At 39.7% G+C, this 21,419-nt stretch carries 20 protein-coding genes and 1 pseudogene; 11 read left to right on the top strand and 10 right to left on the bottom strand.

Annotated features, from left to right (window positions below; genetic code table 11):
* Position 1 precedes the first annotated feature (1 nt).
* The 3 genes from C4S38_RS01575 to C4S38_RS01565 all read left to right on the top strand — a co-directional run bounded on the left by C4S38_RS01575 (position 2) and on the right by C4S38_RS01565 (position 4,790).
* A complete protein-coding gene (locus tag C4S38_RS01575) occupies positions 2 to 1,753 on the top strand; it encodes a DUF6057 family protein (protein WP_103982261.1) in 1,752 nt (583 codons plus the stop codon).
* An 8-nt stretch (positions 1,754 to 1,761) separates the two neighbouring features.
* Positions 1,762 to 3,225, top strand: coding sequence for a TolB family protein (locus C4S38_RS01570; RefSeq protein WP_103982260.1), 1,464 nt, complete (start codon positions 1,762 to 1,764; stop codon positions 3,223 to 3,225).
* Positions 3,226 to 3,581: 356 nt separating this feature from the next.
* Positions 3,582 to 4,790: a hypothetical protein gene (locus C4S38_RS01565; RefSeq protein ID WP_103982259.1), complete on the top strand. Its 1,209-nt coding sequence runs from the start codon at positions 3,582 to 3,584 to the stop codon at positions 4,788 to 4,790.
* 25 nt (positions 4,791 to 4,815) lie between these two features.
* On the opposite strand, the gene C4S38_RS01560 is transcribed toward C4S38_RS01565, so the two are convergent.
* Together C4S38_RS01560 and C4S38_RS01555 are read right to left on the bottom strand one after the other, a co-directional pair.
* Entirely contained in the window at positions 4,816 to 5,520 is a 705-nt protein-coding gene (locus C4S38_RS01560) for a murein L,D-transpeptidase catalytic domain family protein (RefSeq protein WP_103982258.1), read from the bottom strand.
* A 34-nt stretch (positions 5,521 to 5,554) separates the two neighbouring features.
* Positions 5,555 to 6,565, bottom strand: coding sequence for a L,D-transpeptidase (locus tag C4S38_RS01555; RefSeq protein WP_103982257.1), 1,011 nt, complete (start codon positions 6,563 to 6,565; stop codon positions 5,555 to 5,557).
* A gap of 208 nt (positions 6,566 to 6,773) precedes the next feature.
* Here C4S38_RS01555 and C4S38_RS01550 point away from each other — a divergent pair, with 208 nt between their 5' ends.
* The 8 genes and pseudogenes from C4S38_RS01550 (at position 6,774) to C4S38_RS01520 (ending at position 14,631) form a co-directional block, all read left to right on the top strand.
* Complete coding sequence (locus C4S38_RS01550) at positions 6,774 to 7,322, top strand: FHA domain-containing protein (protein WP_103982256.1); 549 nt, start codon at positions 6,774 to 6,776, stop codon at positions 7,320 to 7,322.
* Between the two features lie 247 nt (positions 7,323 to 7,569).
* The gene (locus C4S38_RS15760) at positions 7,570 to 7,713 is read left to right on the top strand and encodes a hypothetical protein (protein ID WP_160034620.1); all 144 of its coding nucleotides are present in this window, start codon (positions 7,570 to 7,572) and stop codon (positions 7,711 to 7,713) included.
* Positions 7,671 to 7,820, top strand: a pseudogene (locus tag C4S38_RS01545) (MFS transporter); the annotation flags it as partial. The gene C4S38_RS15760 and the pseudogene C4S38_RS01545, both read left to right, overlap by 43 nt.
* Before the next feature lie 59 nt (positions 7,821 to 7,879).
* Positions 7,880 to 9,328 carry a TolC family protein gene (locus C4S38_RS01540; RefSeq protein ID WP_103982255.1) on the top strand — a complete coding sequence of 483 codons (1,449 nt, stop codon included), beginning with the start codon at positions 7,880 to 7,882 and terminating at the stop codon, positions 9,326 to 9,328.
* A 12-nt stretch (positions 9,329 to 9,340) separates the two neighbouring features.
* Positions 9,341 to 10,330, top strand: a complete 990-nt coding sequence (locus C4S38_RS01535; RefSeq protein WP_103982254.1) for an HlyD family secretion protein — start codon at positions 9,341 to 9,343, stop codon at positions 10,328 to 10,330.
* Positions 10,331 to 10,345: 15 nt separating this feature from the next.
* Positions 10,346 to 11,512 (top strand): ABC transporter permease, encoded by a 1,167-nt coding sequence (locus C4S38_RS01530; RefSeq protein WP_099465042.1) that lies wholly within the window; start codon positions 10,346 to 10,348, stop codon positions 11,510 to 11,512.
* Between the two features lie 2 nt (positions 11,513 to 11,514).
* Positions 11,515 to 12,705, top strand: a complete 1,191-nt coding sequence (locus C4S38_RS01525; RefSeq protein ID WP_103982253.1) for an ABC transporter permease — start codon at positions 11,515 to 11,517, stop codon at positions 12,703 to 12,705.
* Positions 12,706 to 12,906: 201 nt separating this feature from the next.
* Entirely contained in the window at positions 12,907 to 14,631 is a 1,725-nt protein-coding gene (locus tag C4S38_RS01520; RefSeq protein WP_103982252.1) for a tetratricopeptide repeat-containing S1 family peptidase, read from the top strand.
* 69 nt (positions 14,632 to 14,700) lie between these two features.
* On the opposite strand, the gene C4S38_RS01515 is transcribed toward C4S38_RS01520, so the two are convergent.
* From C4S38_RS01515 to C4S38_RS01480, 8 genes are all read right to left on the bottom strand, one after another.
* Positions 14,701 to 15,408: a phosphatase gene (locus C4S38_RS01515; RefSeq protein ID WP_103982251.1), complete on the bottom strand. Its 708-nt coding sequence runs from the start codon at positions 15,406 to 15,408 to the stop codon at positions 14,701 to 14,703.
* Positions 15,409 to 15,530: 122 nt separating this feature from the next.
* Positions 15,531 to 15,653, bottom strand: coding sequence for a DCC1-like thiol-disulfide oxidoreductase family protein (locus C4S38_RS01510; protein ID WP_200817928.1), 123 nt, complete (start codon positions 15,651 to 15,653; stop codon positions 15,531 to 15,533).
* A gap of 28 nt (positions 15,654 to 15,681) precedes the next feature.
* Positions 15,682 to 16,539 carry a nitroreductase family protein gene (locus C4S38_RS01505; protein ID WP_103982249.1) on the bottom strand — a complete coding sequence of 286 codons (858 nt, stop codon included), beginning with the start codon at positions 16,537 to 16,539 and terminating at the stop codon, positions 15,682 to 15,684.
* A 318-nt stretch (positions 16,540 to 16,857) separates the two neighbouring features.
* Positions 16,858 to 17,859 carry a GGGtGRT protein gene (locus C4S38_RS01500; RefSeq protein WP_103982248.1) on the bottom strand — a complete coding sequence of 334 codons (1,002 nt, stop codon included), beginning with the start codon at positions 17,857 to 17,859 and terminating at the stop codon, positions 16,858 to 16,860.
* Between the two features lie 6 nt (positions 17,860 to 17,865).
* Entirely contained in the window at positions 17,866 to 18,057 is a 192-nt protein-coding gene (locus tag C4S38_RS01495) for a hypothetical protein (RefSeq protein ID WP_099465050.1), read from the bottom strand.
* Complete coding sequence (locus C4S38_RS01490) at positions 18,050 to 18,742, bottom strand: iron-sulfur cluster assembly scaffold protein (protein WP_099465051.1); 693 nt, start codon at positions 18,740 to 18,742, stop codon at positions 18,050 to 18,052. The genes C4S38_RS01495 and C4S38_RS01490 overlap by 8 nt, the downstream gene beginning before the upstream one ends.
* A 424-nt stretch (positions 18,743 to 19,166) precedes the next feature.
* Positions 19,167 to 20,288, bottom strand: coding sequence for a TlpA disulfide reductase family protein (locus tag C4S38_RS01485; RefSeq protein WP_103982247.1), 1,122 nt, complete (start codon positions 20,286 to 20,288; stop codon positions 19,167 to 19,169).
* 105 nt (positions 20,289 to 20,393) lie between these two features.
* Entirely contained in the window at positions 20,394 to 21,227 is an 834-nt protein-coding gene (locus C4S38_RS01480) for a CvfB family protein (RefSeq protein WP_099465054.1), read from the bottom strand.
* Positions 21,228 to 21,419: the final 192 nt, after the last annotated feature.

Here is a 21,419-nt window from a genome sequence, read left to right as displayed (position 1 = left end):
TATGAAAAAATTACCGGATATTTTATTTTATCTGATTATATTCTTGTCCCTGAGTATTTTTTTATCGGTATTCAGTGAATTTCATTTTTATAGTGTTGAACAAAATCAACTGTTTCAGATTTCCTGGCCATCCATTTCAGAGATGTTGATGAAGCCTGGAGGCTTGGCTTTGGTTATCACTGAAAGTTTGGTGCAGTTTTTTATTGTACCGTATGCAGGAGCAGTTATTACTGCGGCACTGCTAACTATGATTGGGCTTCTTACTAGCATGGTACTGAAGCAGATCGACCCGAAAACACACTTGTTTATACTACCTTTGCTTCCGGTTCTGACATTGTTATTTGTTCATTTTGATAATAACTATATATTACAAGGGACGATTGCCTTGGGCATGATGTTATTGGTTCTATATGGAGTGTTGAAGATAAAACCGGTTATATACCGGTTGGTTGCGAGTCTCGTTGCTACTATTTTATTATTCTTTTTTGCAGGTGCCGTTTTTAGCTTGTTTGCTTTGGCTATTATGTTGTGTGAAGTAATCAATCGAACTTCTTGCTGGTATTATTTTCTTGGTACGGGATTTATTGCCTTGTTACTTGGAATAGGTAGTGTTTATTTCTCTTTTATCGGGGAATATCGTTTTGCATTCTTGCCCGATGCCTATTATCATGTACGTTTGGTACCGGATAAAGTTATTTATTATTCATGGTTGTCTTTTTTGTTATCATTGTTGATCGTTTTTATTTTACGGCATAAAAATGAACTAAAAGGAAAAATGCTGGTGATTGCAAGTGCGATCCAGATTTTGTTAATCTGTTTCCTTTTCTGGAAAGGTGTAGAAAAGTATGGTGATAGCAAGTCTTATCAGATGAAGACGATGGACTATTATGCTCGTACCGAACAATGGGATAAAATATTGGAAATGTGCAGAAAGCCGATGACAAACTATCTTTATATGTGTTATGCAAATATGGCGCTTGCACATAAAGGGCAGTTGGCAGAGGATGCTTTTAAATATGACCAGCGTGGACCGCAAGGATTGGCTGTCACTTGGAATAAATCGGCAAATGTTTCAACTTTGCTGAGTGATGTTTATTTTGCAATGGGCAATGTGGCAATTGCACAGGAAATGGCGTTTGAGAGCAATCTGGGTTCTTTGTGTGATGGTAACCCGCGTATGATGAAACGTTTAGTGCAAACCAATTTAATATATGGTACTTATCCGGTTGCTGAAAAATATATAGCCGTTCTGGAAAATACGCTTTATTATAGAGATTGGGCAAAAGAACAACGTAAATTTCTTTATAATGATGCTGAAGTAGAGAGTGATCCATTGCTGGGTAATATGCGAAAAGGACTTTTGAAAAATAGTATTTTGTCTCAGATAGACGGTTTTGATGCTGATCTCCGGTTGATGGCGGAACAGAATCCCGCAAATAAAGCCGCATTTCAATATTTGGGCGTATTTTATCTGTTAATGAAGGATATGGATAAGTTTAAGAATATGATAGAGACATATTACGGTACGGACCTGCTTCCTGTATTGCCAACCAGTTATCAGGAAGCTGTAATAACATTGTCGGAAAGAGAATCTGATTACTGGAAACGTTTTGGTGTTTCGGAGTCTATTGTAAAGCGTTTTGATGAATATAAAAGGCAAGTGCTTGCTAACCGGAATAATCCGAATGCTTTGCCTGGATTGTTAGGGCGTTCGTATGGTGACACCTATTGGTTCTATTATATGTTTAAATAGGAGGAATGATGAATAAACAAACGATATATTTGTGGATGTTAGCCCTTTTGATGGCTTGCTCCGAACCGGTACTGGTGAAGAAAAATCTGGAAGTGCAACCTGTGATATTTCCTGATTATGTAGGTGTAACAATTCCTTCCAACATTGCTCCTCTGAATTTTGAATTGAAAAATCAGTGCCAGGATGCCCGGGCTTTGATTACTTCAGAAACTGAAACGATTGAAGTAAAGGCAAAAAAAGGGAATAGCTTTGTCATACCCGCATCTAAATGGAAAAAAATATTGCAGTTATCAACAGGCAAAAGTATTGGTGTAACTATTCAGGCAAAGGTGGATGGCGAATGGATTGCTTATGCACCTTTTAATATTGATGTGGCAAACGAACCGATTGATTCCTGGCTGGCGTATCGTTTAATCGAGCCGGGTTATGAACTTTGGAATCACATGGGAATCTATCAGCGTAATCTTGAGAATTATACGGAAGATGCAATTGTAGAGAATAAAATGAGTGGTAATAATTGTATGAACTGTCACTCTTTTTGTATGCAGAATCCGGATAAGATGCTTTTCCACATGCGTGAGACTTATCCGTGTACTATATTGATAGATGGCGACAAAGTGGAAAAGCTGAATACGAAGACGGAACAGACTATTTCGCCGCTAGTTTATCCTTCTTGGCATCCTTCGGGAAAGTATGTCGCTTTTTCCGTAAATAAAACAAAACAGTCATTCCATATGAATGATAAGAATCGGGTGGAAGTGTTTGATTCTGCTTCTGATGTAGTGGTCTATGATACCGAAAAGCATGAGATCGTAACATCTCCTTTGCTTTCTTCAGAATCTTCATTCGAAACATTTCCGACCTTCTCGCCGGATGGTAAAAGGCTTTTTTTCTGTACGGCTCAAGCCCGTCCGATGCCAAGAGAATATAATGAGGTGAAATATAGTTTGTGTTCTGTGTCTTTCGACCCTTCTGCGCGTCGGTTCGGAACTACAGTCGATACTTTATATAATGCAGTTGCTGATGGAAAGAGTGTTTCTTTTCCCCGGGTTTCTCCGGATGGGAAGTATTTACTTTTTACTTTGTCCGGTTACGGCAACTTTTCTATCTGGCATAAAGATGCCGATTTGTATATGCTGGGTCTGGCTACTAATAATATATATCCATTGAATATAGTAAATAGTGATGATGTGGAAAGTTATCATTCGTGGAGTAGTAACAGCCGTTGGATTGTATTTAGTAGCCGACGGATTGACGGACTTTACACCCGTCCTTTCTTTGCTTATGTTGATGAGGATGGACAGGCACACAAGCCATTTTTACTGCCTCAGGAAGACCCGGAATTTTATTTTCGTTTTATGAAGTCATATAATATACCCGAATTTATTACCGGAAAGGTAAATCAGCAAGGGCGTGTTTTAGGATTAAAAGCAAAGGAAGATAAAGGCATCGATGTGAAATTTGTTCAATAAAGAGAGGTTTTAATAGCAGTAAGATATGTTTTAGAGCATGTTTTGACTAAATAAAGTTAATAAGATACTATTTTTAGACGATATAGTATGCTGTATAACATATAACTGTTATATTTGCATCGTGTTTTTCATGGTATTAGATTTAAGGTTAACAATGAAGATTGGTTGTCCGTGAGGATGACCTTTTCTTTTTTATATACTTGCCGTTTTATTTCAAATGAATATAATCATAATAATGTTTTTATCGATTCATAGTTATAATTTTTAAAAGTCATAATTATGAATTAGTTTTTGTTTTAAGAGCTGCTGTAATTCTGGTTGGTATGTGCTATCTTTATAACTTCTAAAAGAAAATCATGGAATTGAGAGAAGATAAAATATCATTTGCTGATATTAAACAATACTTATCATTGCTTATAAATGATATAGATGAAATAGGTAAACTTGAATTTAAAACATATAAAGGCTGGTGGATTTATTCTTTGTCACTGGTGATTTTGTTTTGTACCCCATGTGTAATTATATTACTTATTACTGGTTTCTTATCAGGCAATATGCCTTATGAGTTGTTGGTTTCTGTATCCTTCCTTCCTTTTATGTTTGGTCTCCCATTGGTGTTGTTGCTAACTTATATTAATAATTACAGAAAGCCAAAGCTTTTAAGAAAACTGATGTTTGACGTTTTGGAACGCTATGATTGGGACGAGCCGATAAAACAGGTCGAACAAGCTCAGTTCGAATGTATAAAAAATGATTATGTTTTCAGAACGGGAATTTATCAGGAAAAGGATAAATCGGGACGGGAAAAATTGCTTATTTGTATGATCATTCCTTATTATTTGCCTGTTACTCCCGGAAAAGAGGAGGAATATATAAAGAATATAGATGCCTATCTGGATGGTAAATGTATTTTTTTGATTCAGTCTGATATGGCTTATTTCGGAGTACCGGTAAAATTATTTCCAAAACTAGACTTACATAATGATATAGAACAATTGCTTTATGTAGTACAACGTTTTTCTTTGCATCCGTGTACTCTCTATAGTTATAAGGATATTGTAACTAAAGTGCCGGTTACATGCGAAATCCTGGCATTGACTGTTTTCGGAGAGGATATTATTAATCAAAGATGGGTGGAATGGGCTAATGATATGCTTAAAGCGGGCTTTATTAATAAAACGATGAAGTGTTTAGCTTCTGGTGCTTTTCCTGATAATCAAACGGATTTGAAAGAACGGATGAATGTTCTTATCCGGGAGTTTAATATGGAACAAACCAATGAAGAAGTATTGAGTAATTATATATGGTTTTTGTTAATGGAACAAGATCGTGGAAAACGGTCTGTCTTAGAGGTTGTACAGTGTCTGGATGATTTGTACTTGTTATCCGGGATACCGGAATTATATGATTACCACTTGCTGTTTAACGCAAAGACAGCTTTGATAGGAAGCGGAAAGCAAAACTTTTGGGTTAATTATGAATTGTCGGTCGATAATGTAGATTCTTATATTCTGTCTAATTTATATAGATTATTGGAGAATAAACTTACTTCCCGGACTAAGTGAGAATTATGTTTTTGTCATCTTCCGGTCACGATGTTGGATTGCCGGAAGATAAAAAACGACTTTGACTCAGGTATTTGGGATCTTCTGCATAAATAAAAAGAACCGTTCCCCCTTTTATTGTATTGATAATGGGTTTACATAAAGATTGTGGCAAGGCCGGACATCCGAAGCTACGCCCCAAACGACCGGAAGCAATTGCGGAAGGGTTAGCATAATCTGCTCCATGAATTACGATAGCGCGTTCTTTTGCATTGTCGTTTATTCCTTTCTCTAATCCGTTAAGTATAAGAGAATAACCGTTTTTGCCTTGATAGGTGTTTCCGGTGATATAGAATCCTAATGAACTTTTATAGGAACCGTTTTCATTGGAAAATGAGGTGGCATAATTGTTTCCGCTATTTTTTCCGTGCGATACAAGTGAAGAGAACAGGAGTTTATGATGTTTGATGTCAAGTACATATAATCGTTCTTCGGTGGATGGTTTGGTAAAATCAATCAGTGTAATGATGCCTTTGTCTTTTCTGTCAATTTTCTTGAATCCGGTGTAAGCTTTTTCAAATGCAATGTAGTTAATATGGTTTTCCAGCCCCATAATTTGGTAAAGCTTCCGGCATTCTGAAGTTGCAGAATATAAATCAGGCTTGGGTAAGTCATATTTGCCGGTATTCCGGGTAGACATGTAGTTGGCCGGTATGAAAAGCAGACACAGATATAATATTAATTTTAGCATAAACAGAAATAATAATGTCGCAAAGATATGATTTTTACTCTAATACAAAAACAATTGTTTCGTTAACAGGTGTCCAGCCATATATAAATTTCGCGTGAGACGTTGCATTTCGTACACACATGTGGGAGCGGGGAGTTGTACCCAATGACGGACTGTATTCTATCGGTGCGGTACGGGGTGCATTTACCGGAACCCCATGTATATAAGCTCCGTCGGTGAAACGACTGGCATAAGGGGCAAAGCCTCCGGTTTCTTGTGAACCGTCCACGAGATAAATCATTTTGGGTTTCTTTTCTTGAATAACAAAAATCCCTAATGGCGTTTCTTGAGCATAAGGAGGCCTGTGCAGACCGGTAGTTGATGGATTCATACTTCGTACAAGCCATTTGCCGTTTGCTTTTTCCAAAGTTGCAATGTTCTGATTATGACGGTCAACAAAGATGGCTTTATTAAATGTTACCGTATCGTTGATCAGCCCGATATATCTTTGGGGAACCATCCATTCTCCGGGAGTATAAATGGTTTCTATCTGTATAAAATTACCGTCTTTTCCTTTTATGCGTACTAATTCTCCATCATGTCCGTATTTTTCAGGGATAATTGTATCTGATAATAAATAAAGAGGTGCCGACTGATAGCGTTCTATCCCTAGAGTGTCGGACACTCTTTTATATGCGTTTCTTATATAGTTGCGGATAAGGGGCGCTTCCCCGTTCCTGTTCTTATAGTTTTGCAGTATTCCCCATTGGGATGGTTTCTGCTGGATTGTTTCAAGCAATGCCAGGTTTTTACGTATTTTATCCCATTGAAATTGACGGGTGGTATCTTTATAGGGATATGTATCTTTTAACGTGTGTTTGTCATAAAGCAAGTCTTTTTCTATTGTAATATTTTCGGCATGTATAGCTTTTATTGTATCAGCCTTTTCTGTTTTAACGGAATCCTGAATTATTATATCTTCATTGGGTACAATTTCCTTTTGGGAAGGCGTACAGTTGTAGAATATACTTAGACAGGTAATGAGCGAGGGGATGAGGATTTTCATTCTTTTTATTCTGTTTTTATTACTGACAATGTAAATATATCAATTTTTCCCGATTGATACGCTGATTTAATTAAGACCATTTTGTAAGGTGAATTGTTCATTATACGGATAGTCATATCTGATTATTCAAATCTAAAGTATGCCTCCGAATGCAAAAAAGCGTGTATCTTTGTATCGAATTAAAATACGAATCATTTCAGTATAGAATATGAAAAGAGTTTTCTGCCCTAAATGTGATAATCAATTATCGTTCGACGAAACTAAATATCCGGAAGGAAAAGTTCTTGCATTTGTCTGCCCTCAATGCGGTTCTCAGTTTAAGGTGAAACTAGGACGGAAAGTGGTGCGCACAAAGACAGGGGAGGAAGAGGAAGTAAAAGAACCTGATTTTTCTTGCGGTTATATCTCTGTGATAGAGAATATATTTGCTTTTAAGCAAGACTTACCTTTGGTTTTGGGAGACAATGTAATAGGCCGTCGTAATAAAGATACCGATGGTGTGGAAGTTCCTGTTATTACCAGTGATCCCAGTATGGGACGTAAACATTGTGTTATTAATGTGAAACAGGATGCCAGAGGGAAATATATTTATACTTTACGCGATTTTCCCAGCTTGACAGGTACATTCCTCCGGAGTGTTTTATTAGGTAAAAAAGAACAGGTAAGGATTGGCGAAGGTGCCGTTATTACACTTGGTGCTACGACTTTCATACTTCATACACCGGATGGGGAAGAGGAAGATAATTTTATAGGATAAATATCTTCAGTGGCTGCATCTTTGTGAAATTGATCTTTAACATCGGGGTCGGAATGATGGCAGATAAGGGGATTTTGGCGTTTGTTTTGGGAGTGATAGTTATCGACTTCCTTTCAATTCGGAATGCAGCACTGAAGAATATTTATAATCATATATACAATTTAGTTTTGACGTTCAAATATTAAACAGTCTGGGATAGATTTGGCTCAATACCGTTAACGTAAAGAATCAAAAAGAAAATAAATAAATGAGAGAAACAACTGCGCCGATAGTCAATAAAACCGTATCTCACATCCTGGTGGCTTTGAGTATCGGCCATTGTATGAACGATATGGGTGAAGCCATATCGGATTTGCATTTGGCGTGGCGGGCATTGCATCTGCTGTTTTAGGTAATATGGCAGACCGCTTCGGAATTGAGGCTGTTTACAATGTTTGTGCCTATATGCCGTTGTTAGATTTGGTTACGTGGTTCTTGCCCGATCTAAGGAAGCGTTGAACAATCATCACTTAGCATCTGTTATAAACCAAAACTTAACGCACAAAACTAATTTTACTATGGTTAATAATATAGCCTGTTACGGCATGCTATTCCTTTCTTTTTTCCCGGTTTCTTTGATTGCTCAGGAAGAAAAACTGGAACTAAGTTTGGAACAATCCATGGAATTGCTTCATAAAGAGAATAAAAGTCTGAAGATTGCCGGCAAGGAAGTGGAGTTAGCCCGTAATGAACATCAGAGACTTAATTCGTTTTGGTATCCTTCGCTTACTGCTGCGGGCGCTTATGTCCATATGTCTAATCCGGTAGAGGTTAAGCAGCCGTTGGATCAGTTTACCGAACCGGCAAAGGATTTTGTACATACCATTTTGCCGGATGACCAGTTTATCTCATCTATTTTGGATAAAATAGGAGCTAATACTCTTACATTTCCATTGGTTTCTCAGAATCTGACAACTATCGATGCAAACATTACCTGGCCTGTTTTTACTGGGGGAAAGCGTATTTATGCCAATAAAATCGGGAAGACGATGGTGAATCTGGCAGAAGTAAACCGTAATCAGGTAGATGCTACCCAGCAAGCCTTGTTGGTGACCAATTACTTTGGACTACGCCTTGGGCAGCGTGTTGTAGATGTGAAAGAGGAAACTTTTACATCTTTGAAGACTCACTATGAACAAGCCCTCAAATTAGAACAAAACGGCATGATTAATCGTGCCGAACGTCTTTTTGCCCAGGTTAGTATGGATGAGGCAAAACGTGAGCTTGAGTCTGCCCGTAAAGATTTGTCTGTTGCTCAGCAAGCACTAAAAGCCTTGTTGAACATGGAGTCTGAAAAAGATATACAGACAACTTCTTCTTTATTTATAAATGACGTGATTCCTCCTGCACAATACTTCAAAGAACAGATTCCTACAGGAAATTACTTGGTAACCCAGTTGAAATTACAGGAAAGCATGGCTCATGATGAATTGCAGATAGGGCGTTCTGCTTATGTTCCTAATATTGCATTATTCGGAAAGCAAACATTATATGCGCACGGTGTAGATAAATATCTTATGCCTCGTACAATGATCGGTGTTGGTTTTACCTGGAACATCTTTGACGGATTGAACCGGGAAAAAAAGATTCGCCAGGCTAAGCTTGCCAGCCAGTCTTTAGCTTTAGGAAAAGAAAAAGCGGTGACCGACCTGGAAGTTGGCGTAGATAAATTCTACTCGCAAATACAGAATGCACTGGATAATGTTAAAGCCCTGAATACAACAATGGAAATGAGCGAAGAGCTTGTTCGTATTCGTAAGAAATCTTTTCAGGAAGGAATGGCTACATCTACCGAAGTAGTGGATGCCGAAGTGATGCTCTCTAAAGTAAAGACCGCTTTTTTGATGGCCTATTATCAATATGATGTTGCCCTTATTAGCTTGCTTTCTGTTTGCGGAACCCCTGAAGCGTTTCAGCAATACAAAGCAGAGGGTAAGACTGAACATTTTATATTCTCTGAAGATTAAAAACGTTAATTTATGGATAAGACAAGGAAATATTTAAGTATCTCTTTTATTGTGATACTCGTAGCAGTTGTGATTATATCGGCTGTCGGTATGGCTTTATTGGGTAAAAAGCCTGTAATATTGCAAGGACAGATAGAATCAACAGAAATCCGTATATCGGGTAAGCTTCCCGGTCGTATCGATACGTTTCTTGTGAAGGAAGGGCAATTTGTAAAACAGGGTGATACCCTTGTTGTTATAAACAGCCCCGAAGCACAGGCGAAGTATCAGCAGGCAAATGCAATGGAAGATGTTGCCATTTACCAGCACCAGAAGGTCGATGAAGGGACTCGTAAGCAAATTATCAATTCCCTTTTGCAGTTGTGGAATAAATCTAAATCCGATTTGCAATTGGCCGGTACAACTTATAAACGGATTCAGGCTTTATATAAAGATAGCGTTGTTACTTCCCAGCGTAAAGATGAAGTGGAAGCTCTCTATCAGGCCGCTGTTGCTAATGAAAAGGCGGCACACAGCCAGTATCAGATGGCTGTTGAAGGTGCTCGGTTGCAGGATAAGGAAAGTGCACGTTCGTTGGTGCAAGCTGCTCGTGGAACGGTAGAGGAAGTAGAAGCACTGTTGCAGGATGCACGTTTGACTGCTCCTGAATCCGGGCAAATTTCTACGATATTTCCTAAACGGGGTGAGTTGGTAGGAGCCGGTATGCCGATTATGAATCTGGTTGTGTTGGACGATGTGCATGTAGTATTAAATGTCCGTGAAGATCGTTTACCCTTCTTTAAAATGGGCGGTACATTTCTGGCAGATGTTCCGGCAATCGATAAGAAAGGGATTGAATTTAAAATCTATTATATCAGTCCTCTTGGCAGCTTTGCCACCTGGAAATCTACAAAACAGACCGGTAGTTACGATCTTCGTACCTTTCAGTTGCATGCGTCTCCTACCTCAAAAGTGGAGGGGCTAAGGCCGGGTATGTCTGTACTTGTGGAATTTGAAAATTGAATAATCGTAAAGAGTATGACGTATTTTGTTTCGGTTCTCACAAGAGAGATGAAGAGGATGGTTTCCCGTAGGCTTTACTTCGGGGTATGCATCATTCTGCCTCTATTCTGTGTGTTTTTCATGGCTACAATCTTTGGGAACGGTCAAATGGAAAATATTCCGATAGGAATAGTAGACCAGGATCAGACCGGGATGTCGCGCGAGGTTACCCGCCAGATCGGATCTGTTCCGACTTTTCGCGTTACTGCACATTATACGGATGCAGAAGCTGCCCGAAAGGCTACACAAGCAAAAGAAATATACGGTTATTTAGTCATACCTTATCAGTTCGAGGCAAATGCTACGGCAGGTCGTGAGGCTGTTTTGTCGTACTACTATCATTATGCTTTATTGAGTGTGGGAGGCGAAGTAAGGTCGGCATTTGAGACTACTTTGCGTACTTTATCAATGGCTCCCGTTGTAGCACAAGCTACGGCTGCGGGAGTAGGGGTGGATCAGGTTACAACTTTCCTGCTGCCTGTTAAATCGAGCAGTCATCCTTTATTCAACCCCGATTTGGACTACTCCGTTTATTTGAGCCAACCCTTTTTTTATATCTTCTTTCAGGTAATAATATTGCTTGTGACTGTTTATGCCGTGGGAAGCGAAATCAAGTTCAAGACAGGAGATGAATGGATTACCTCGGCCGGTGGGAATATGGTGATAGCCATGTTGGGGAAGTTGCTTCCTTATACGGTTATCTTCAGTATCATGAGCGTGTTTGCAAATTATGTCTTGTTCGGAGTAATGCACATACCTTTTTCCTGTGGGTTCTGGCCGCTTAATCTTGTTGCTATCCTGTTTGTTATTGCTACACAGGCGATGGCGGTGTTTATCTTCTCGCTTTTTCCTGCAATTAGTATTATTATCAGTATTGTCTCTATGGTGGGATCTTTGGGGGCAACTTTATCGGGGGTAACTTTCCCGGTTGCTTCCATGTACGCTCCGGTTTATTATACTTCTTTTCTTTTCCCGGTTCGGCACTTTGTGGAAATATGCCAGAACCTTTTATATGGCGATTATGGATTTGCTTATGCCTGGCAGAGTATAGCTTTATTGTTTGTTTATATACTGCTTGCTTTGCTGATGTTGCCACATTTGAAACATGCTGTATTAAGTCATAAGTATGAAAATATTGAGTGAATATGAAGAAATATCTAGCAGATATAGCAGAGATTATATATGATGAATTTCGTGTAATCAGTACCAGCTACTCTATTTTACTGGTTCTGATAGGTGGCATATTTGTTTATGGCCTTCTTTATAATTACATGTATGCTCCGGATGTGGTGCGCAATGCGCCTGTTGCCGTGGTGGATCATTCTCACAGCGAACTAAGCAGACAGTTTACCCGTTATCTGAATGTAACACCTCAGGTAGAGGTGCTGACTAACGCCGTGGATTACACAGAAGCGCAGGATCTGATGAAGCGTGATCAGGTGGTTGGTATTGTTTATATTCCGGATGATTTTGAAGATCGTGTTTCGCGCGGCGGACAGTCTGTTTTTATTATGTATGAAACTACCAGCGCATTTCTTTATTATATGTCGATGCAGGAAGCTTCTGCAGCAGCTATGCTGGCCCTGGATGAAGACTACCGCCCCAATATGATGGTATTCCTGCCGGAACAAGCGGCTTCGCAGCTGGCTATGGCTCAGCCAATCACTGTTGTCGGAACCGCACTTTATAATCACACGGAAGGTTATGGTTCTTATCTGATTCCGGCAGTATTGATTATTATTGTTTTCCAAACACTAATGATGCTTATCGGAATGATAAGCGGGAGAGAACGGCATACGGGTTCTATAGCCCGGTTTGCTTCTCAGGGACTCTCTTTCGGACGTATGGCGCGGGTGGTAGCGGCTAAGACGTTTGTTTATGTTATGCTTTATGCTATTTTTTGTTGTTTCCTTTTAGGACTGATTCCCTTGTTGTTTGGTATGCCGGCTATCGGAAATCCGTTCGAAATCGTCATGTTGCTGATCCCTTTTCTTCTTGCTACCAGTTTTCTGGGATTGGCTGCATCCCTGTTTTTCACAGACTCGGAAGCACCTTTGTTGATGATTGCGTTTTTTTCTGTCGGGTTAGTCTTTCTTTCAGGCGTGTCTTATCCTTTGGAACTGATGCCGTGGTATTGGAGGGTTGCCCACTATATTCTGCCGGTCTCGCCCGCAACATTGGGATATGTGCAGTTAAGTTCAATGGGAGCCTCTTTATCCCAGATTTCGGTGGAGTATATTACGTTGTGGATACAGTGCCTTGTTTATTTCGTTCTGGCTTGTTTTACCTATAAATATACAACAGGAAAGGTGAAGCACTCCCACGGCATAAGGTGAGACATTCCCACGGCATAGGGTGAGACACTCTCACGGCATAGGGTGAGACATTCCCACGGCATAGGGTGAGACACTCTCACGGCATAAGGTGAGACACTCTCACGGAAAGGTAGGATATTATCTATATTTTCTGTACAGTTATGGCCTGTGCTCTAAAATTATCCCTATTTTTGCCAGGTATATCTGATAACATGAAATAAAATGAAACGAGTACTACTATTTTTGGTGATATGTTGCCATATCCTGACACTGGCTGCCCAGAAAAAAGCTCCTAAATGGATGGGGAAGGAAAAGAATGCCGTATTAACGGTTACTACGTATAAAAAAGACAATACGGTACTTCATAAAGGACTGGGATTCTTTGTCAGTGAATCGGGAGAAGCCCTTTCGGCCTATTCTCTTTTTAAGGATGCACAAAAAGCAAATGTAACTGACGCGGCAGGCAATACCTATCCGGTAACTTTTATTATTGGTGCAGACGAATTGTATGATGTCATAAAAGTACAGGTATCTGTCCCTAAAAAGGTATCTTATCTGCCGTTGGTTTCAGAAGCCTTGCCGGCTGGTACAAAAGTTTATTTGATGCCCTATTCTACAGGTAAAAATATTGCTTTTAGTGAGGGGCAGATTACAGAAGTCTCCAGACTGAAGGACTCTTACAGCTATTATAAAATAAGCTTTCCACTAATGACAGGACAGTCTAATGCTCCAATGCTTACGGAGAATGGCGAAGTGTTCGGGCTTGCACAGGATGATGCTTCCGGCAAAAATGCAAATTCGTATGCTGTTTCGGCCAGATATGCCAATAGCCTGGCTCTTAAGTCGTCGGATGCTTTTAATACGGTCTATACTTCGATCGGAATACGGAAGGCATGGCCGGCATCGGCGGATGAAGCGCTGGTTTCTCTTTATCTTATGGCCGGTACACAGAATGCAGAAGAATACCTGAATACGTTGAATGATTTTATTGCCCGCTTCCCGAATGTTCCCGAGGGATATCTGAATCGTGCTTCACATTATGCATATAACCGTGCTGTGCTGGCTTCCGGTCCGGCTGAAGAATCAAAACTCCTTGCTTTGGCTTTGGAAGATATTAACACTTCCGGAAAGTATAGTAAAAGCAAAGGTGATATGTGGTTTAACAAGGCCAAGCTAATTTACGGCGTGTCTGCCGATTCTACTTTAAATGATAAAAACTGGACTGTGGATGCTGCTTTGGAATCTCTTCAACAAGCTATAAAGGAAGACGATCAGCCTGTTTATCACCAATTGTTGGGTGATATTTATTTTGCACGCAAGAATTATGAAGATGCATATGCAAATTATATGATAACCAATAACAGTAACGTGGCTTCTTCTGCTTCTTATTATATGGCAGCAAAAGCAAGGGAGAACATGCCAGGTGCTAATTTGGGCGAATTAATTATGTTGTTGGATAGTGCTATTGCCAAAAATAGGCCTACGGCTTCTGCGGAAACAGCGGAGTATGTGCTCGAACGTGTGGAATTGCGAATGAAATTAATGCAATATAAAGAGGCTGTAGACGATTACGATTTATATTATCGTCTTATGGGAGGGCGTGTATCCGATGCTTTCTTCTATTATCGCGAACAAGCTAAATTCCGTTTAGGCGATCTGGCCGGTGCTTTGAAAGATATCCGGGAAGCTATAAAGATGAGTCCGCAAGATCCGAATTATTATGCAGAAGAAGCTTCTATATATATCCGTATGCAAACTTGCGATCAGGCATTAGCCAGCATAGAAAAGGCGTTAAGCATTGCACCTGACTTTGCTGCCTGTTATCGTCTGAAAGGAGTATGTTTCATTAGACAGGAAAAGAAAGCCGAGGCATGCGCTGCATTTCAAAAGGCGAAAGAGCTGGGCGACCCCGTTGCTGATAAATTAATTCAGGAACATTGTAAATAACAGAAGACTTACAGGTGGCAGAAATATGAAAGATGCTATGTCTTAATACTAACTGCCACCTGCCGGTTCTTAATTTATAAACGCTTTAAAGTAGTTTATTTTATCATTAAGGATGAGGCTTTCGGGAAAATCTGTTTCCATTAGCAATTCGTTAATATGATCGTAGCATGCAATGTCAAAACTGATGTGCGCATCACTTCCTAATATCACCGGTATATCATACTTCTTGCATAGTTTCAATATCTCAATATTGTTTTTGCGTGCCGATGGCTTATTTCTTATCGGATTCAATGAACTATTGTTAATCTCCAAAAGCGTACGACTTTCTTTAGCGGCTAATACAATTGGTTCGAAGTTCAACAACGCAGTGCCGTCTCCCGGATGACTGATTATATTGATGGCCGGATTGCGAATAGCTCCAATCATAGCTGAAGTGTTTTCGTCTATTGTTCCCGGGGTATAGCAAAGAGAGTGTATACCGGCAATCTTAATGTCAAGCATCGGAAAATAGCTTTCCGGTAAATCTACCGAACCTTTGTAATCAATAATATTTAGCTCCGCACCAAGTAATAATTCGACGCCGTACATTTGACGGGGAACAACATGCAAATTACGGAAATAAATCGGATCGCAAGTCCCTGGAATACCTGGCGAATGCTCTGTTATTCCGAGTACTTTTAATTTCTTTTCAGCAGCAGCCTGTGCCATTTCCTGTAAGGTGCTAAAAGCGTGCCCACTGGCTGTTGTATGTGTATGTACGTCTAACAAAATATCCATGTTCATTGTATTTACTCTATTGCAAAGATATGAATTAAACTAATTCCAAATATCTGGTGTTTGCTCGTATCTCTTTTGTGAATGTCAAGTCGTGTGATACAACCAATATAGTTCTTCTATACTCATTCATAACAGTGGTAATGCATAAACCGGAATACTGCTTTTTTATCCCTCTTAATTAAAAAGCAGACTACTCCGTTGCATAGATTGCAGATACCATCGAACAATATAATGTTGGGATACACAGCTATTATTGTTTATAATGCATTGGTTTTATATGAGTTGATATTTGGCGGGCTTTCTGTCTGCATATTTAGGATATCGGAAAGCTGGCATACCCAGCGCCATGATAGCGTGAATTTTTCCATCTATTCCCAGTCCTTTTGCCAAAGTATCTTTTTTTTCTTGCTTGATAGCTGTAAGAACAAAACCCATATATATTTGACTTACACCTAGAGCCTGTGCCATTAAAGATGCGTTTTGGTATGCCAGATTCGAATCCTCACTCCCAAACCGGTTAGATTTAGGCGTATGAATAAACAGCAGTGCTGTCGCTTTTCGGAGAATCGGATCATTGCCGGCTGCATGTTCCTGTTTTAGACGTTCAAATGTAGGTACATATTTATATACATCTTTCATAAATGGCTTCAGCAGGCACTTTATAACTGGATTTAGTAAAAATTTAGCCAAAGAGTTAAATACATTGATCGTGTAATCGCTTACCTGACGGAGCTTTGCCGGATCTGTAATTACCGTGAAAGATACTGTTTGTGCATTTGTGGCGGTAGGCGCACAATTGGCTGCTTCCACAATTTTGTCCAGCATCTCTTTGGGAACAGGCCGGGTAGTGATGGTACGGTTGGAACGGCGGGATTTTATCAGTTCCATAAGCCGGTCCGGATCGGGCATATAACTGTAATCAATTGTGTGAACATTTTCCAACGGAAATTCACTGTGCAGAACAGAATTTGTGGGACAGACGTCCACACAATGACCACATACAATGCAACTGTCGATATATTGTAACTCAATCGCTTCTTTGTTTTTTTTCTGGATAAAGATGTTAGCAGGACATACCTGTACGCATTTCTTACACTTTATGCATGTATTCTGTTCAATACTTAGTGTCATGATTGTTTTTGATTTGATATGCAACAAATGTATCAATAAATTTCGGATAAGAAAATGCTGTATGAAAATGGAATTACGACTATTTTTATACTACTCCAAAAGATTATTAAAAAACGCTGCCTATTTATTAATGTCACGTATGTAAGCGGCAGGCACACCTGCTACCGATAGAATTCGGTTCTACATCCTTTGTTACCACTGCTCCTGCAGCTACAATAGCATATTACTACTCTACATACGAGATCACTCGTGCCCTAAAAACAAAAATCCCCATAACTCATCGAGTTACGGGGATATATTGTATATAGAAGTCTCTAATTACTTCTTCATTGCTTGCTCAATAGATACCGCGATAGCAACCGTAGCACCTACCATCGGGTTGTTACCCATACCCAGGAATCCCATCATTTCTACGTGAGCAGGAACAGATGAAGAACCAGCGAACTGAGCGTCACCGTGCATACGGCCCATTGTGTCGGTCATACCATAAGAAGCAGGACCAGCGGCCATGTTATCCGGGTGTAAAGTACGGCCTGTACCACCACCTGAAGCAACAGAGAAATACGGATGACCGTTTTCCATACATTCTTTCTTGTATGTGCCGGCTACCGGGTGCTGGAAGCGAGTCGGGTTAGTTGAGTTACCTGTGATAGATACGTCAACACCTTCTTTACGCATGATAGCAACACCTTCGCGAACATCGTCAGCACCGTAGCACTTTACTTTTGCACGCAGACCGGTTGAGTATGCTTTTTCTTCCACAACGTTTACCTCTCCAGTCATATAATCAAACTGAGTCTGAACGTAAGTGAAACCGTTTATACGAGAAATAATTTTAGCAGCATCTTTGCCCAGACCGTTCAGAATGACGCGCAACGGTTCTTTACGAACTTTGTTTGCCATTTCAGCGATCTTGATAGCACCTTCGGCAGCAGCGAATGATTCGTGACCAGCCAGGAATGCGAAACATTTTGTTTCTTCGCGCAACAGGCGTGCAGCCAGGTTACCGTGTCCGATACCTACCTTACGGTCTTCGGCTACTGAACCGGCAATACAGAATGCCTGCAAACCGATACCGATAGCTTCGGCAGCATCAGCAGCATTTGTGCAACCTTTCTTGATAGCAATAGCAGCACCTACTACATATGCCCAACAAGCGTTTTCGAAACAGATTGGTTGAGTTTCCTTACACATTGTATAAGGATCGATACCTTTAGCGTCGCAGATAGCTTTTGCATCTTCGATACCGTTGATACCATATTCTTTTAAAACCGCGTTGATATTATCAATACGACGGTCATAACTTTCAAATAAAGCCATATTATTTTATTTTTTTAAATTCTTATTTACCAGGAATAAAGATACCAGAAAATTGAAAACAAGCACACCTCCGCAGCAGGCAACATAAAAAGCCAACCAGGGCTTTTCCGGCTTTATTACGAAATAAGCGATTGCCGTTCCCACAACTGTTATTGCAGTAAGTCCCAGCAGGACGCGTGTCAGTGTTTTCTTATTCATTACGAGGATCGATATATTTTACAGCTTCTTTGAAACGACCGTAAGAACCTTTCGCTTTTTCCAGTGCTTCGTTAGCATCGATACCCTTCTTAACCATATCCATGAATTTGCCCAGGTGGATAAATTCATAACCGATTACTTCATCGTCTGCATCTAATGCCATACGGGTGCAGTATCCTTCTGCCATTTCCAGGTAACGTACACCTTTTGCCAATGTGCCGAACATTGTTCCAACCTGGCTACGAAGACCTTTTCCCAAATCTTCCAAACCTGCGCCGATTGGCAGACCACCTTCTGAGAATGCAGACTGAGTACGACCGTAAACGATCTGCAGGAATAATTCACGCATTGCTGTGTTGATAGCGTCACAAACAAGGTCTGTGTTCAATGCTTCCAGCAATGTTTTGCCCGGAAGAATTTCTGAAGCCATAGCAGCAGAGTGAGTCATACCTGAGCAGCCGATAGTTTCTACAAGGGCTTCCTGAATGATTCCGTCTTTAACGTTCAGAGTCAGCTTACATCCACCTTGTTTTGGTGCACACCAACCGATACCGTGAGTCAAACCAGAGATGTCTGTTATCTGAGTTGCTCTAACCCACTTTCCTTCTTCAGGAATCGGAGCACACTGGTGGTTAGCTCCTTTCTTTACAACACACATGTGTTGAACTTCATGTGAATAAATCATAATCGCTAATTTATTATATTAAAGTGATAATAAAAATTTATGCTAATTTAATACTAAGTACAGCTATTGGAAATCCGCGCAAAGATAAAATTTTTAATTTAGCCCTGCAACGGCAAGGTTCGTTATTTGTTCTGGTCGTTAAGATTAAGTAACGTATTATTCAGAATTATTAGCCAGCTTACGGGAGCTATCTTGAGCAGACATAGGCGTGTAAGATTATAGTTTGCTCAAAGTTAGGAGAAAAATAAGAAAGGTGCAAAATAAGGATCGTTTTTTATAATCATCCCGATCATTTTCAAAAATCATCTCGATGAATTATAAAAATGACCGGGATGATTTTGTAATAAGAAAACGGGCTATTCCATAAGCAAATTATTACTTGCAGAATAGCCCGTTGGCTGTTTATTTTAGAAAAAAGTTTTTCTTATTTGACTACTTCTTTAAGCTTGGCATTCAGTTCGTTGCCGTGCAGATTCTTAGCAATGATTGTACCGTCTTTGTCAACCAGTACTGTGTGTGGAATACTATTTACACCATAAAGAGCTGCACCAGCATTCTTCCAGCCCTGAAGGTCTGACAATTGAGGCCATGTGATATTCAGGTCTTTTACACCTTTTGCCCACGCATCAGCATTGCTGTCCAATGAAATACCAATAATTTCGAAACCTTTGTTTTTATATTGCTTGTAAGCATTAACCAGATTAGGCATTTCGCGACGGCATGGAGGGCACCAGGAAGCCCAGAAATCAATAAGAACTACATTCTTACCATTTCCTACGTATTCGGATAATTTATGCATTTGTCCTTTTGCATCAGCCATTTCAAAGTCGGTAAATTGTTTACCTACTGCCACATTCTTCAGAATGTTAAGATGATCTATCATTGCATTAATACCCGGAACAGTCTTGAATACGGAGTCTGCCTGCGCAATGATGTCATTCTGTTCATCTTCTGTTAAGTTGTAGCGGAAGTCATAGAACAATTTAGCAGCCGACTGTTTGTTGTTGTTGTCTGTGATATAAGATTTTACGAATGAAGTTACAGCAGCATCAATCTCATCCAATTTCTTTCCTGCAGCTTCGGCAACTTCTTTATCTTCCGATTTCATGTCTTTTATCAGCTTATCCCAGTCTTGACGGGTTGCCTTTATTTTATCCTGCAGTGTTGCCAATGCATCATTTTCGGGTGTCCCTTTTACAGAAGAAGAAGGGCCTAACGTTGCCTGAAGTTTACCGTTTTCCAAAATGAATGTGGCAGAGAAGGGGGCGTTTTCTCCTGTATTGGCACGAACAGGTTCTACTACATCTTCTGCAAAACGAAGCGTGCGAAGAGCCGGTGTTTCTTGTGTACCTTTTAAAGTGAAAGTACCGTTTTGTACCAAAGCACTGTCGAGTGGTGCTGCATCGTTAGAACCGTATGTATATAAATATACATATTTCCCATTCAGGTTGGAGTCTGAAACTGTACCGGTGATATCATATCCCGGTTTTTCACTACAAGCCATCAATAAAGCGGCGGAAGCAGCAAAGAAAAGATACTTTTTCATTTGTTTATCTGTTTAAGTGATATGTTATTAATATAACTTTCCAAAGATACAAAGAGTTTATAAATACTTATTGGCAATGCAGAATAATTAGATAAAAACGTATTCTCACTCTTTTAGTCGGATTCCGTTCTCTTCTATAGAGATAAGTCCTTGTTTGTATAAAGCTCCGATGGCTTGTTTGAATGCTTTTTTGCTACAACGGAACAAGGAATAGATAACATCAGGCTCGCTTTTGTCGTGTACCGGAATGTAACCGCCTTGTGCTTTCAATGATTCTAATATGGTACCGGTTATACCTTCTACCTTTTTATAACCTAGGGGAGTAAGGCTGACATCTATTTTTTCGTCCTCGCGAACATCTTTTATATATCCTTTTAAATGTTCTCCCTTTTCGAGCCGGCGAAATACTTCATTGTGATAAATTAACCCCCAATGCGAGTTGTTTATAATGACTTTGTATCCGATTTCGGTCTCTTCTGCAACCAACAAATCCACTTCTTGATTGTGTTCATACAAAGGAGGTGTATTGTTAAGGAATTTATCGATACGTGCGGAAGCCATGATACGTCCCGTAACATGGTCAAGACGTACATATACAAGATACCATTTACCTTCTCTCATTGGCATTTTTTGCTCTTTGAAAGGAACAAGCAAATCTTTCATAATACCCCAGTTGAGAAAAGCCCCGGTATTATTAACTGATTTTACTTCCATGTATTGAAATTCGCCAACCAAAGCTAAAGGTTTGGCTGTTGTTGCTATAATACGCCCTTCGTTGTCATGATAGATAAACACTTCCACTTCGTCTCCCGGTTTTACATTCTTCGGAACATAACGTGCCGGAAGGAGAATTTCCAGATCGTTTCCGCCATCCAGATAGACTCCGAAATCCAAATCCTTAACTATTCTAAGGGTATTATATTTTCCAATTTCTACCATAAATCAATTTGTTTTGTGACAAACATACGCAATAATTCATGAAAAAGCCCTAAAACCGTTGATAATTTTAGCCCTGTATGCAGCAATATATCGGGTATTGCATCGTTATTAATGTAACTTTGAATTTAGGAACAATTATTGTTGTTTTCCGCTGGTTTAAAAGTCGTATATTTGCACCTTATTTGAATATTA

Source organism: Parabacteroides chinchillae, assembly GCF_900108035.1.
Taxonomy (GTDB): Bacteria; Bacteroidota; Bacteroidia; order Bacteroidales; family Tannerellaceae; genus Parabacteroides; species Parabacteroides chinchillae.
The sequence above is the reverse complement of the archived record's forward strand: the minus strand, read 5'-3'. Positions and strand labels throughout refer to the sequence as shown.